A 14,584-nucleotide genomic window follows, 5' to 3' on the forward strand; every position below is an offset into this window, starting at 1 on the left:
GAAGATTGCCACACACCTAGCAAAGCTAGGCTAGGTGTGTGGGAGGTCTTTTTCATGTTTTTCCTTCAATCTCATCTATCATAATGATGGTGAAAATAAAAAAGATTGTAGAAAAACATGGGTTTCTTGTTGTTTACTGATGAGCTAAAAAATGCGGTAGAAAGTGCATTTTCCTAAATGGTTACATAAAGCTATTAAGCTTGAAACCTTACAATAAATTTGAGTTTTCACTTGAGCCTAACTTGCTCATTGCAAATATTTAAGTAGAGGGATTCTATAAGGTGAAAAACAAAATAAAAGATCATATCTAATAAATGAGTAAACAGCCAAACGTAGTAAAGTCCAAAAAAATTATGGGTTATTGTATTACTACTAGAAATTTTAACGCCTATTTCATAATTGATAATAAAAAGAAATGAAAATGCTTCAAATTATACCGATATTTATTAAGTATAAAATATGAAAGGATGGATTTGATTTGAAGAAGTATTATTATTTATTGATTGCGATTATCATTGGAATAGGATTTTTTTCATCAAAACAAGATGTTAAAGCAGAAACAATCAATGACAGTTGGGTAGAGAAGGCTCAATTACCAGAGGAAAGGGTATTTTCTAGTTCAGCTGTTGTAGATGGGAAAATTTATATTTTTGGCGGAGGAGATGTGGCGGGGAGACCTCAGGCGCAAACATATGCTTATAACCCAGACAAAGATTCTTGGGAAGTTAAGTCTGATATGCCAACACCGAGAATTGGAGCTTCTGTAGCAGTAATTGATAAAAAGGTTTATATTATTGCAGGAAGAAGTACATCTGGAACTGTTAAAAAAGTGGAAGTGTATGATACTGAAAAAGATACGTGGGAAGAAACAACTGATTTTCCTAAAAAAGAAAATTGGGAGAATACGACTTCTGCCAATGTAATCAACAACAAGATATATGTAGTTAGTTACTCTGAAAATAAAAAGCAAAATTTTTATGAATATGATCCTGATACAAAAAAATGGGAAGAAAAAACCCATTTTCCAAAAGCTATGCACAGTGTAACTTCTGGTGTTATTGGTGAGAAAATTTATATCGCTGGAGGATATTATTATAGTAATTACTACAAAGAAGTCTATGAATACGATATTAAAACATCAGCGTGGTCTGAAATAACTAAATTGCAATATGCTGTAAGAAACTCAGCTTCAATTGTCTTTCAAGATAAATTACTTTTAATTGGGGGAGAAACTTCTAATAGTACGATCACAAACAAAATGCAAGTATTCGATCCTAAAAAACAAACAGTTAGTTCGGTATCTCAATTATTACCTAGTAAACTTATTGGAGCTAATACTGTAGTAGTTAACAACATACTTTATGTAATAGGAGGGACTAATAATCCAAATAGAACAAACAGAGCGAGTAAAGATTTTAAACCAACCTATGCAATTTCACTTAAAAGTTTAAAAGAACTAAACGAAGATTCATCGACTGACATTGAACAAGGTAATAAAGATGATGATGTTGCTAATGAAGACGGCGATGCTCTTCTCATCATCACAATGGTCAATGGTTTGCAAAAAGAGTATGACCTTTCAATGAAAGAAGTCAACGCCTTTCTATCCTGGTACAAAAAACGTGATGCTGGCGAAGGTCCAGGGTTTTATGAAATTGACGAGCATGACAACAACAAAGGTCCTTTTGAAAGTAAAAAGGACTATGTGGTATTCAACAACATTCTCATGTTCGAAGTGAATAAATATAAAAAGTAAATAACATCAAAGCCATCTAGTCAAACTAGGTGGCTTTTGCGTTTGTTCGACAGTTTTCACCAATTTTAAGGCAAATTTAAGCTTCCATTTCATTTCAATTACATTAAATCTTTGTTACAATAAGACAGCTTTGCCCGAAGACACGTTCATACTTTGGACATCTTTTTTTCATCAATTCTTAAAATTTTTATGTTTTGATATGAAACTCTTTTGATGATCCATGCGTCTTTATAAGTGTCAAAAGAAAAGAGGTTATCAATATGCTATTCAAAAAGCTATCAGAAAATAAGTCTGTAAAATGGATAGGATATACAAGCTTTTACTTACTTATTTTGCTATTATTGTTCTTTATTTACGGATTCCATACAGCAAATACGGGATCATTCATTTACAACGATTTTTAATTGGAGATTAAACTATGAAACTATTACACACGATTCATGAATACCAACAAACGAAACCGACACAGCCAGCATTTGTTTCTCAACATGCTTCGATCACATATGATGAGCTTTGGCGTCTATCAGACCAAATGGCTGGTGCGATTGATACAGTCGCAACTGACAGTGCACCTGTCATTGTCTACGGTCATATGGAGCCAGAGATGCTGATTTCTTTCTTAGGTACTGTGAAATCAGGCAGACCTTATATTCCGGTCGACATCTCAATACCTGTCGAGCGCATCGTCTCAATCATTGAAAGCTCAAAAGCCAGTCTATTGATTTGTGCAAATGAGCAGGCTGTACCAGGTGTAGAAGAACACATTGAAGTGAAGAGTGCGGCATCGCTTTTAGCACTTGAAAAAGAAGCACCGCCGTCCACGCAGTGGGTTCAACAAGATGATGTTTTCTACATTATTTATACGTCTGGCAGTACAGGAAAACCGAAAGGCGTTCAGGTAACAGCCAATAATTTAGAAAGCTTTACAGAGTGGATGTGCCGCGATTTCCCAATCGGCGAGGGGCGCACGTTCTTAAATCAAGCACCGTTTTCTTTTGACTTATCAGTGATGGATCTCTATCCAGCGCTTCAATCAGGCGGCACGCTTTACTGTTTAGTGAAAGATCTTGTGAATAAGCCAAAGGATATGTTTGCAGCGCTTGGTCAATCTGACGTTGAAGTATGGACATCCACACCTTCCTTTGTCCAAATGTGCTTAATGGATCCTTCCTTTACAGGGGAGCTTTTACCAGAGTTGAAAGTTTTCTTGTTCTGCGGTGAGGCGCTTCCTGTAGCTGTAGCAAGTGCACTCCTTGAGCGTTTTCCAAAGGCGCAGGTCTTTAATACGTATGGTCCAACTGAAGCAACTGTTGCGATTACATCGATTGAAGTCACGCAGGAGATTCTTGATCAGCACGATTCTTTACCAGTGGGTTATGCCAAACCGGATACAGATATCGTCATTTTAGATGAAGAAGGCAAGACACTCCCTGATGGGGAAAAAGGGGAAATTGTCATCGTGGGGCCAAGCGTCACAAAAGGCTACTTAGGTGAACAAGCCTTAACGGATAAAGTGTTCTTTGAATACGAAGGACGTCCTGCTTACCGCACAGGTGATGCAGGTGTGGCGCAGGATGGTTTGATTACGTGCCACGGTCGTCTGGACTATCAAATTAAGCTACATGGATACCGGATGGAGCTTGAAGAAATTGAATATCATGTGAGCGAGACAACGTATGTCAATGCTTGTGTGATTGTGCCATTCCAGCCAAACGGGCATGTGGAGTACTTAATTGCAGCCATTGTCCCAACTGAACATTCCTTTGAAAAAGAATATCAGCTGACAAGTGCGATTAAGAAAGAAATGGCGGATTCACTGCCTGCGTACATGATTCCAAGAAAGTTTGTCTATCTTGAGCAGTTGTACATGACGCCAAACGGGAAGGTTGACCGTAAAAGAATCGCGAAAGAGGTTCTTCTATGATTCCGTTTAGTTCATTCTTTTTCTTCATTCTAATTGGTATTCTTCTTTTGCCGACGATGATTCTTGGTCTTCGCGGCAAAAGAATGCAGGGCTACAACATGTTTGCAACGGTTGTGGCACTTGCGCTTATTTTCTCAAAGGATGCACATGGCGCTTTGCTGCTGTTCCTGTTTACAGTGTGGCAAGTCTTGATCATCCGCCTATACCTTGCGTACCGGCTGAAGGCGAACCGTGCGTCTGTCTTCTATATGGCAGTGGTGGCATCGATTTTGCCGCTTGTGCTATCAAAGATTTTACCGTTCTTTTTAACTCATCAGCCGCATCAACCGCCGCCAATGAACTGGCTGAGCTTTTTGGGGATCTCGTACTTAACATTTAAAGGTGTTCAGTTAATTATCGAGACAAGAGACGGCTTGATTAAAAAGAAAATCCCGATTCACCGTTTGGTTTATTTCATCGTCTTTTTCCCGACGATTTCATCAGGTCCAATCGATCGTTACCGCCGGTTTGAAAAGGATATGGATACACCGCCTGAAAAAGAAGCGTACAGTGACCTTCTATATGCAGGGATTCATAAAATTTTTATCGGGTTCTTATATAAGTTCATTATTGGTTATCTCATTCACACGTATATTCTCATGAATATTCATCACATTAGCAGCAGTCACTTTGTTCAACAGTTAACGTATATGTATGCGTACAGTATGTATTTGTTCTTTGACTTTGCTGGATATACAGCATTTGCTGTAGGTGTGAGTTATATCATGGGCATTAAATCACCAGAAAACTTTAATAAACCGTTTATCAGCCGTAATATTAAAGACTTCTGGAATCGCTGGCACATGTCGCTATCCTTTTGGTTCAGAGATTATGTGTTTATGAGATTTGTGTTCTTTATGACAAAGAAGAAGTGGATCAAGAACCGGATGGCTGTATCAAATATTGGGTACTTTGTCCTCTTTCTATTGATGGGTGCTTGGCATGGTCTCGCCCTTCAATACATTATTTACGGACTATACCATGCAGTTGTGATGTCCGGTTACAATTTATTTGAGAAGTGGAATAAAAAGCACAAGTGGTGGCCGGATAATAAGGTCACAATGGTTGTGTCGATCATTATTACATTCCATGTGATTTGTTTCGGATTTTATATTTTTTCAGGAAAACCATTTCATCATTAATGATTAAGGGAGTAGAAAATTATGGAATTTAAAAATCAAGTATACGGTATTATTGCAGAGGTTTGTCAGGACGACGTTGTGAAAGAAAATCCAGAGATTGCAATTTTTGACGAAGGTCTTCTAGATTCATTTGGTACAGTAGAACTACTTATGGCAATTGAAAGTCAACTTGGAATTACTGTTCCGATTACAGAGTTTGATCGTGATGTGTGGGATACACCGAATCACATTGCTGAGCAGCTGGCAGAGATGAAGTAATGAAAAAGCGTTTTTTTGGGCCGCTTATTTTAGCGGCTGTTCTATTCATTGGTGTTCTTCTTGTACCAAATGCATGGCTCTCACATCTGATCCCAAAAGACAAATTACAAAAGTCAGCCACAGAATTAGATCCAGGGATGTTCCAAGGGCTTTATTTACAAGATGAAATGCTAAAAGATCCAACTTATTTGCCGATCTATGGATCTTCTGAACTATCACGTTTTGATCCATATCACCCTTCGAATTTCTTTCATGAAAATCCTCAAGGGTTTACACCTTATCTTGTTGGAAAAGGTGGATCGCAATCATTAATTCATGCCATGAACTTTGCAGCGCATATGGATGAATTAAAAGGGAAAAAGCTTGTGTTTATCGTGTCCCCGCAGTGGTTTGTCAAAGGGGGATCAGACGAGAATCACTTTGCTCCTAACTATTCAGCGCTTCAGGCGCTTGATCTTGCTTATAATAAAGAAATTGATCCAGATGTGAAAAAAAAGCTCATCAAAAGAATCATGAAGTTTAAGGCAGTAAAGAACGACATGGTCATCACAGAGCTTTTTAAAGCAGAGCTTTCTGGGAACAAATTCGCTTATGGCGCGATTTCTCCTATTGCAAAAATGTATTATGGCATGCTTCAAAAGAAAGACATGTATTATACGATCGGGTCTGGGCATGAGCGCAAGCTTCGTCCGTCTCCTTCAGTGAAAGGGAAAACATGGACTGAGCTTGAAAAAGAAGCGAGCGTCTTAGGATCTGAAAAAGCAGGGGACAACCCGTTTTATATTGATCAGAGACTGTTTGACCGCAAGCTGAAGCCGATCATGAAAAAGATGAAGGATTCTCGTCGCGACAATTCTTATGCAGAATCACCTGAATATAAAGATTTCCAGATCATGCTGGATATTTTAAAACAGGCAGGGGCGAAGCCTTTATTCGTGACGATTCCCGTCAACGGAAAATGGTATGATTACACTGGTTTTCCGAAAGAGGGACGTACAGATTATTATCAAAAAATCAATCGTCAAATTCGAGATAATGGGTATGAAGTCGCAGATTTGACTTCGCATGAGTATGACCCATATTTCTTTAAGGATACGATTCATGTGTCGTATAAAGGATGGGTATACATCGATAAGGCGATCGAAAAGTTTTACAAAGAGCAGTAGATTGCAGCAGCTTTCTGCTGCTTTTTGTTTGTCGAATGAGTGGATTTCTTGTATAAATAGGGTGGAAGGGCTATGCTGAATATGGAGGCGATACGATGAATCGTTCTGAGAAAAAAGAACTATTAAAGCGTTCAAAGAAGCATTTTAATGATCATGCCTTTTGGGAAAAGTTAAAAAAGACGGCACAAAAAGCTGGAGTTTCTCTTGTCTATGCTGTGCTATTACTTTATTATACATTGCAAAAACCCGAAGTACCGGTTAAAGCGAAGACCCTCATCATTGGGGCGCTAGGGTACTTTATCCTTCCGATTGACCTGATCCCTGATACATTGGTGGGGATCGGCTACACAGATGATCTAGGCGCCATCACATTTGCTCTGCTTCAAGTCGCAATGTACATTGATGACGATGTCAAAGGAAAAGCAAAAGACAGGCTGGGAAAATGGTTCGGTGAAAAAAGCGATACGTCTTTCATTGATCAAAAGCTTGAAGATGGCGGTATGCCTTCTGCTTAAAGAAAAGCCTCTTAAACGGAGGCTTCAGCGTATTGACAAACCCTCGCATTCTTTGTCAGTCCGGTGCTCGTTCTTCCTAGACTTCAAGGATTTTCAACTACGCTGAAAAAAAGACAAAGGGCTAAAATAAAGTTCATTTTAGCCCTTTGTCAACAATCTAATGCCTCCTAACCGGAGGCTTTTTTCATTATCCTAAAAATTTCACGCAAACCGGATGCGGAACGGTGATGTCTGATTGTAAGACAGTGAGTCGTCCCGTTTCTTTGTCACGTTTGTATAACACAAGGTTGCTAGATTCTTGGTTTGAGCCGACGAGAAATTCTTCTGTTGGATCAAGGACAAAGTCTCTAGGCCAATTTCCTTCAGATGAAGCAATGTCGACAAGGCTTAGTTTGCCGTCATCATCTGCTTTGAAAATGGCAATGCTGTCATGTCCACGATTTCCTGCATACACAAAGTGACCGTCAGAAGACACATGAATGGCGCTACCTTGATTATTCTCTGTGAAGTCATTAGGAATGGTTGCAATCGTTTGGATTTCTTCGAAATGACCATCTTCAAAGTAACGAAGTACAATGACCTCTGAGCTGAGCTCTGTCATGACATAGGCCACAGGTTTCGTTGGGTGGAATGTGATATGACGAGGGCCGCTTCCTGGTTTTGTTTCAAATGTATGGGCAAGCTCAAGTTTGCCGTTTTCTTTCTTATACGTATAAATTCCGTCTGTGCCAAGGTCAACAGCTACTGCAAATTGTTCATCAGGTGTCAAACCCATAAAGTGAGTGTGCGGTTTTTCTTGACGGTCTTCGTTTGGTCCAGTGCCTTCATGCTGCGCCTGTGACAGCGTGCGGATCACTGAGCCGTTTTCAGCATCAATTTCGTACATCTCTGCTGTTCCTTTATGATAGTTTGCTGTAAACGCTGTTTTCGTTTGGCTGTCCACGCTGACGTGACAAGGAGAAGCCCCATCGGCAAGCTCTTGGTTGATGAAACGAAGTGCGCCGGTGTCGGCATCAATTTGATACGCAGCAAGACCGCCCTGTGCTCCTTCTTTCACAACAGCATACACAAACTTTTGAGAATCTGAGACAGTTAAATATGTAGGATTTTCAAGTTCTGCAGCCACTTCTACTTGTTCAATCTGCTGCTTGTCCGTATTTAAAGTAAAAGAATAGATTCCTTTGCTGTCACCTTTTGTATACGTTCCGATATAACCTCTGATGTTAGCCATGTATTGCCCTCCTTCTATTAGATGCTCTCATTCTATCACAAATTCATAGGAAAACGCTTTAGAAAGGCATGATGAAGGAAAAAACAAACGCAATGAAATCTCACAATATTCTTCAAAAACCGTGTGAAAAAATATTACAAAAGCTTGTTCAAAAGAAAACCGTTCATGTAGAGTAAATAAATTGAAGAAAAAATACAAAAAATTTTAAGTTTTTTCATTCCTTGTCTAGCAAAGGTGTAAGCGTATACATTTTATTTTGATTAGTCTAAATTGTCTAATAATTTTAAAAATGCTGTTGACACTGTATGGAAAGCGGCGTAAGATGGGTTCAACAAAAGCAAACAGACACGCAGAGTAAGCGTGAGACACTTCAATATAAAGTGTCTGAAAATTCAACTACTTTTTGTTTGAAAGAGAGGGTGCTCACTGAAGATGGAAGACCAAAAGGAACAGTGGATCTTTTTAAACGATGAACTCGTGAAAAAAGAGGATGCGAAAATTTCAGTTTATGATCATGGCTTCTTATATGGTGACGGTGTGTTCGAAGGAATACGTGTATATAACGGAAATATCTTTCGAATGAAAGAACATTTAGACCGCCTGTATGATTCCGCTAGATCCATTATGCTGAACATTCCATATTCACTTGAGGAGCTCACTGAAAAAATGATTCATACAGTTGAAAGGAACGGCCTAAAAGATGCCTATATCCGCCTTGTTGTCTCAAGAGGAGCCGGTGATCTTGGCTTAGATCCAAACAACTGTGGGAGAGCCAACACAGTGATCATTGTAGAGCCGCTGGCCATCTTTCCAAAGCACCTATATGAAACAGGTATTGATATTGTGACAGTACCGACAAGGCGAAATCGTCCTGACGTACTAAGTCCAAAAGTGAAATCATTAAACTATTTGAATAACATTCTTGTCCGAATCGAAGCCCATATGGCCGGTGTGAGTGAAGCGTTGATGCTGAACGATCAAGGGTACGTGGCAGAAGGTTCTGCAGACAATGTGTTTATTTATAAAAAAGGTAAGCTCTATACACCGCCAGGTTATATCGGCGCTCTTGAAGGCATCACAAGAAATGCCATCATGGAAATCGCAGAAGACTTAGGCTACGAAGTGAAAGAAGAACCTTTCACAAGACATGATGTGTATACAGCTGAAGAAGTCTTCCTGACAGGAACCGCTGCCGAAGTCATCGCTGTTGTAAAAGTTGACGGTCGTATCATTGGCGAAGGAAAACCAGGGTTCCACACAAACAAACTTCTTGAACAATTCCGCAAGCGAGTCGTTGAAGAAGGAGAAAAAATAGTCTTTACCGATGAGAACATTCACGCAAGTTAAATAGATATCGATAAACGTTGAAGAGGACTAGTAGCTTTAGAGTCAGTATCTACAGAGAGCCGGTGCTAGCTGGAAACCGGTGTTACTTTCTAAAGTGAACTCACCTCTGAGTGTCTGCTTGAAATGATAGTAGGGCAGACCGAGTGACATTGCATCACTCGTTACCAAAATGGATGAAAGATGTCCATGAGACGGCAGCATGATTTGCCGTGAACAAGGGTGGTACCGCGAAAAACAAAGCTTTTTCGCCCCTTTGACCTAGTGAAAAGTAGTGTCATTGTGGGGTGAGAAGGCTTTTTTATATGGTCTCATATCTCTATCTTGAATGGAAAAGGGTGAAAGGACTTGACTGAAGCAAGACAAAGAGGAGGAAATCAAATGGGGACAAATGTACAAATGGAGACGGAAAAATCAAATGCACCACAAACGATGAACGGTGCACTCATGTTAATTGAAGCACTCAAAAGAGAAAAAGTAGAAGTCATTTTTGGTTATCCTGGCGGAGCCGTTTTACCGATCTACGATAAAATTTACGATTCTGGTTTATTTCATGTCCTGCCAAGACATGAACAAGGAGCGATTCACGCAGCGGAGGGATACGCAAGAGTATCTGGTAAACCGGGCGTTGTTATTGCCACATCAGGACCGGGGGCAACCAACCTAGTCACAGGAATTGCAGATGCGATGATTGATTCACTACCTATGGTTATCTTCACTGGACAGGTGGCAACCTCAGTCATTGGATCAGATGCTTTCCAAGAAGCAGATGTACTTGGTATCACAATGCCAATCACAAAACACAGCTATCAAGTGAGACGCCCAGAAGAGTTACCAGGTGTCATTAAAGAGGCATTTCACATCGCAACAACCGGCAGACCTGGTCCAGTCTTGATTGATATTCCAAAAGATGTCGCTGGCATTGAAGGGACATTTGAATACGATCAGCCAATCGATTTGCCAGGTTATCAGCCGAAAATTGAGCCGAATTATTTGCAAATTCGCAAGTTAGTAGAAGCTGTAAGCAGAGCAAAGAAACCAGTTATTCTTGCAGGAGCTGGCGTTCTTCATGGCAAAGCGTCGGAAGAATTAAGGCAATATGTAGAGCAGCAGCAAATCCCTGTCGCTCATACATTGCTTGGACTTGGCGGATTCCCGGCAAAGCATCCTCTTTTCCTAGGAATGGCGGGTATGCACGGCACATATGCAGCGAACATGGCACTTCATCAATGTGACTTACTCATTTCAATCGGCGCTAGATTTGATGACAGGGTAACCGGCAACCTCAATCATTTTGCAAAGCATGCGAAGGTGGCTCATATTGACATCGACCCAGCGGAAATTGGTAAAAACATTCACACTCATATCCCGGTTGTTGGTGATAGTAAGCTAGTGCTTCAAGAACTGATCAAACAGGACGGGAAACAAGGTGAATCAGACGAGTGGAAGAGCCAGCTAAATCAGTGGAAGGAAGAATATCCACTCTGGTATGTCGAAAACGAAGCTGAAGGCTTTAAGCCTCAAAAGCTGATCGAATACATTCATCAATTTACAAAAGGTGAAGCCATTGTGGCAACCGATGTTGGGCAGCACCAAATGTGGGCTGCACAGTTCTATCCATTTGAAAATGCCGATAAATGGGTGACATCTGGTGGGCTTGGCACAATGGGATTTGGTTTACCGGCAGCGATTGGCGCGCAGCTAGCTGATCAAGAGGCAACGGTTGTGGCGATTTTAGGAGACGGAGGTTTCCAAATGACCCTGCAAGAACTTGCTGTTATCCGTGAGCTGAACCTTCCGGTGAAAGTGATTGTTCTCAATAATCACAGTCTTGGAATGGTAAGACAATGGCAAGAAATTTTTTACGAAGAACGCTACTCACATTCTAAATTTTCAGAGCAGCCAGACTTCGTGAAATTATCTGAAGCTTATGGCATTAAAGGGATCAGAATCTCATCAGACGAAGAGGCGCAAGAAAAACTCGAAGAAGCCTTAACCTCTAGAGAGCCTGTTTTCATCGATGTCAATGTAGCGAGAGATGAAAAAGTATTCCCGATGGTAGCACCGGGGAAAGGACTTCATGAGATGGTGGGGGTGAAACCTTGAAAAGAATTATTGTGTTGACTGTATTAAATCGATCAGGCGTACTGAACAGAATCACAGGCCTTTTTACCAAAAGACACTACAATATTGAAAGCATTACGGTCGGCCATTCTGAGATTCAAGATGTATCACGCATCACGTTCGTCGTCCATGTAGACCAGGAGAAAGACATCGAACAGCTGACAAAACAGCTGAACAAACAAATCGATGTTCTGAAAGTAACAGACATTACAAACCAATCAATCGTTCAGCGAGAGCTGGCTTTGATAAAAGTCGTATCTGCACCAGCATCTAGAATGGAGATCACGGGGGTCATTGAACCTTTTAGGGCTTCTATTGTAGATGTGAGCAGAGAAAGTGTCGTCATTCAGGTGACAGGTGAGTCTTCAAAAATTGAAGCACTCATTGAATTACTTAAGCCATACGGCATTAAAGAAGTCGCCAGAACTGGCACCACGGCCTTTGCGAGAGATAATCAGCAAAAGCCGCAAACAAATAAAACAATTTCAATTGTCTAAACAAAAGGAGAGAGTCAAATGGTAAAAGTATATTATAACGGTGATATTCAAGAAAACGTATTAAACGGTCAAAAGGTAGCTATCATTGGTTACGGATCACAAGGTCATGCACATGCATTGAACTTAAAAGAGAGCGGCGTAGATGTCATTGTCGGCGTAAGAAAAGGCGGATCTTATACAAAAGCACAAGAAGACGGTCATCAAGTATTCACAGTAAAAGAAGCAGCAGCACAAGCAGATGTCGTCATGGTATTACTTCCAGATGAGCAGCAAAAGAAAGTATATGATGAAGAAATCAAAGATCAATTAGAAGCAGGGAATTCACTTGTATTCGCACACGGATTCAACGTTCACTTCCATCAAATTGTTCCTCCAAGTGACGTAGATGTGTATCTTGTGGCTCCAAAAGGTCCAGGACATCTTGTAAGAAGAACATATGAGCAAGGCGCTGGTGTACCTGCACTATTTGCTATCTATCAAGATGTATCAGGTCAAGCGAAAGACAAAGCACTTGCTTATGCAAAAGCAATCGGCGGAGCAAGAGCGGGCGTTCTTGAAACAACATTTAAAGAAGAAACAGAAACGGATCTATTCGGTGAGCAGGCAGTTCTTTGTGGAGGTCTTACTTCATTAGTAAAAGCAGGTTTTGAAACATTAACAGAAGCTGGTTATCAGCCAGAGCTTGCATACTTCGAGTGTCTGCATGAACTGAAATTGATCGTTGACCTTATGTATGAAGAAGGATTAGAAGGTATGAGATATTCAATCTCTGATACAGCGCAGTGGGGTGACTTCGTATCAGGACCACGCGTTGTGGATGCAAAAGTAAAAGAATCAATGAAAGCAGTCTTGACTGACATCCAAAACGGAACATTCGCGAAAGAATGGATTGTTGAAAACCAAGTGAATCGTCCACGTTTCAATGCGATCAATGCAAATGAAAATGAGCACCAAATTGAAATCGTCGGAAGAAAGCTTCGTGAAATGATGCCTTTCGTTAAACAAGGAAAGAAAAAGGAAGCGGTGAGCGTCGGTGCGAAAAATTAATTTTTTTGACACAACACTTCGAGATGGAGAGCAATCACCAGGAGTGAACTTAAATGCACAAGAAAAGCTAATCATTGCAAAGCAGCTTGAGCGCCTTGGGGTTAATATCATTGAAGCGGGTTTTCCCGCTTCATCCCGAGGGGATTTCTTAGGCGTACAAGAAATTGCAAGAACGATTAAGAACTGTTCAGTTGCAGGACTTGCACGATGTGTGAAAGGAGACATTGATGCTGCATGGGACGCATTAAAAGATGGAGCTCAACCAAGAATACACGTCTTTATTGCGACTTCTGACATTCACCTCAAGCATAAACTAAAGAAAACACGTGAAGAAGTGGTTGAACAAGCTGTTTCAATGGTGAAATACGCAAAAGAGCGCTTCCCAGTTGTTCAGTGGTCAGCAGAAGATGCATGCCGGACAGATCTTTCTTTCCTAGCAGAAATTGTAGAAAAAGTGATCGACGCAGGCGCAAGTGTCATTAACTTACCTGACACTGTTGGATACCTAGCACCAAAAGAGTACGGAAATATCTTTAAATATATGAAGGAACACGTTCCAAATATCGATCAAGTCATCTTGTCAGCACACTGTCATGATGATTTAGGAATGGCTGTAGCGAACTCACTTGCTGCCATTGAAAATGGAGCAGATCAAATTGAAACAGCTGTCAACGGTATTGGAGAGCGCGCAGGAAATGCTGCTTTAGAAGAAATTGCAGTTGCCCTTCATATTCGCAAAGACTTTTACCAAGTCGAATCAACCATTCAGTTGAATGAAATTAAGCGCACAAGTGATGTAGTGAGCAAATACTCAGGTATGATTGTACCGCGTAATAAAGCAGTCGTTGGAAACAATGCATTTGCCCATGAATCAGGTATTCACCAAGATGGATTCCTCAAAGAAAAAACAACCTATGAAATTATCTCTCCAGAGCTTGTAGGCGTCACAACAGATGTGCTTGTCCTTGGTAAACACTCCGGAAGACACGCGTTTAAAGACCGCTTAAAAACACTCGGCTTTAAATTGACTGAAGAAGAAATCAATAAGTTCTTCGAAACTTTTAAGAACTTAACAGAGAAGAAGAAAGAAATCACAGATGATGATTTAATCTCTATTATATTAGAAGAAAAAGTAGCAGACCGTAAAATCGGCTATGAATTTGAAAGTCTTCAAGTTCATTATGGGACAGAGCAAATGCCGACAGCGACAGTCTCTCTTAAAAATCAAGAAACGCAGGAAGTCATTCAAGAAGCAGCTACAGGTGCAGGCAGTGTAGAAGCTGTGTACAACACGCTTGAGCGCTGTATGGAGGAAAGAATTCATTTGCTAGATTATCGTATTCAATCCAATGGAAAAGGCAGAGACGCACTAGCGGAAGTATATGTCACTGTTTCAATAGAAGGAAAAGAAACAGCAGGACGCGGTGTAGCGCAAGATGTGCTGGAAGCATCGGCTAAAGCTTACGTCAATGCAGTGAATAGACATTTAATCTTTAAATCAAACCTAATAGAAATTGAGAAACATCACGCCATCTCATAAG

General features: G+C 40.5%; 13 protein-coding genes, 1 pseudogene and 1 other annotated feature. Of the genes and pseudogenes, 13 read left to right on the forward strand and 1 reads right to left on the reverse strand.

Annotated features, from left to right (window positions below; genetic code table 11):
- Positions 1-478 precede the first annotated feature (478 nt).
- The 8 genes and pseudogenes from ACSBQP_RS00005 to ACSBQP_RS00040 all read left to right on the forward strand — a co-directional run bounded on the left by ACSBQP_RS00005 (position 479) and on the right by ACSBQP_RS00040 (position 6,971).
- The gene (locus ACSBQP_RS00005) at positions 479-1,756 is read left to right on the forward strand and encodes a Kelch repeat-containing protein (protein WP_217816000.1); all 1,278 of its coding nucleotides are present in this window, start codon (positions 479-481) and stop codon (positions 1,754-1,756) included.
- A gap of 254 nt (positions 1,757-2,010) precedes the next feature.
- Entirely contained in the window at positions 2,011-2,160 is a 150-nt protein-coding gene (locus ACSBQP_RS00010; protein ID WP_024427820.1) for a teichoic acid D-Ala incorporation-associated protein DltX, read from the forward strand.
- A gap of 14 nt (positions 2,161-2,174) precedes the next feature.
- A complete protein-coding gene (gene dltA, locus ACSBQP_RS00015) occupies positions 2,175-3,680 on the forward strand; it encodes a D-alanine--poly(phosphoribitol) ligase subunit DltA (RefSeq protein ID WP_435028075.1) in 1,506 nt (501 codons plus the stop codon).
- Entirely contained in the window at positions 3,677-4,861 is a 1,185-nt protein-coding gene (gene dltB / locus ACSBQP_RS00020) for a D-alanyl-lipoteichoic acid biosynthesis protein DltB (protein ID WP_035391213.1), read from the forward strand. The genes dltA and dltB overlap by 4 nt, the downstream gene beginning before the upstream one ends.
- Before the next feature lie 21 nt (positions 4,862-4,882).
- The gene (gene dltC / locus ACSBQP_RS00025) at positions 4,883-5,119 is read left to right on the forward strand and encodes a D-alanine--poly(phosphoribitol) ligase subunit 2 (protein ID WP_003216498.1); all 237 of its coding nucleotides are present in this window, start codon (positions 4,883-4,885) and stop codon (positions 5,117-5,119) included.
- On the forward strand, positions 5,119-6,285 hold the full coding sequence (gene dltD, locus ACSBQP_RS00030) for a D-alanyl-lipoteichoic acid biosynthesis protein DltD (RefSeq protein WP_144739842.1): 1,167 nt from the start codon (positions 5,119-5,121) through the stop codon (positions 6,283-6,285). The genes dltC and dltD overlap by 1 nt, the downstream gene beginning before the upstream one ends.
- 95 nt (positions 6,286-6,380) lie before the next feature.
- A complete protein-coding gene (locus tag ACSBQP_RS00035; protein WP_008342863.1) occupies positions 6,381-6,800 on the forward strand; it encodes a YkvA family protein in 420 nt (139 codons plus the stop codon).
- Positions 6,778-6,971: pseudogene (locus tag ACSBQP_RS00040) on the forward strand (hypothetical protein). The gene ACSBQP_RS00035 and the pseudogene ACSBQP_RS00040 overlap by 23 nt, the downstream one beginning before the upstream one ends.
- 16 nt (positions 6,972-6,987) lie before the next feature.
- On the opposite strand, the gene ACSBQP_RS00045 reads toward ACSBQP_RS00040, so the two are convergent.
- Positions 6,988-8,031, reverse strand: coding sequence for a lactonase family protein (locus ACSBQP_RS00045; protein ID WP_268448764.1), 1,044 nt, complete (start codon positions 8,029-8,031; stop codon positions 6,988-6,990).
- 432 nt (positions 8,032-8,463) lie between these two features.
- On the opposite strand from ACSBQP_RS00045, the gene ilvE reads away from it, so the two are divergent.
- The 5 genes from ilvE (at position 8,464) to ACSBQP_RS00070 (ending at position 14,583) form a co-directional block, all read left to right on the forward strand.
- A complete protein-coding gene (ilvE, locus tag ACSBQP_RS00050) occupies positions 8,464-9,378 on the forward strand; it encodes a branched-chain-amino-acid transaminase (protein ID WP_435028076.1) in 915 nt (304 codons plus the stop codon).
- An 8-nt stretch (positions 9,379-9,386) separates the two neighbouring features.
- Positions 9,387-9,634: a binding site (T-box leader), on the forward strand.
- A gap of 122 nt (positions 9,635-9,756) precedes the next feature.
- Positions 9,757-11,481, forward strand: a complete 1,725-nt coding sequence (gene ilvB, locus ACSBQP_RS00055; RefSeq protein WP_008342854.1) for an acetolactate synthase large subunit — start codon at positions 9,757-9,759, stop codon at positions 11,479-11,481.
- On the forward strand, positions 11,478-11,996 hold the full coding sequence (ilvN, locus tag ACSBQP_RS00060) for an acetolactate synthase small subunit (protein ID WP_007501584.1): 519 nt from the start codon (positions 11,478-11,480) through the stop codon (positions 11,994-11,996). Before ilvB ends, ilvN begins: the two co-directional genes overlap by 4 nt.
- A gap of 18 nt (positions 11,997-12,014) precedes the next feature.
- The gene (ilvC, locus tag ACSBQP_RS00065; protein ID WP_007501581.1) at positions 12,015-13,043 is read left to right on the forward strand and encodes a ketol-acid reductoisomerase; all 1,029 of its coding nucleotides are present in this window, start codon (positions 12,015-12,017) and stop codon (positions 13,041-13,043) included.
- A complete protein-coding gene (locus tag ACSBQP_RS00070; protein ID WP_008342850.1) occupies positions 13,030-14,583 on the forward strand; it encodes a 2-isopropylmalate synthase in 1,554 nt (517 codons plus the stop codon). Before ilvC ends, ACSBQP_RS00070 begins: the two co-directional genes overlap by 14 nt.
- Position 14,584 lies beyond the last annotated feature (1 nt).

Source organism: Bacillus sp. G402, assembly GCF_051172515.1.
Classification (GTDB): Bacteria; Bacillota; Bacilli; order Bacillales; family Bacillaceae; genus Bacillus; species Bacillus altitudinis.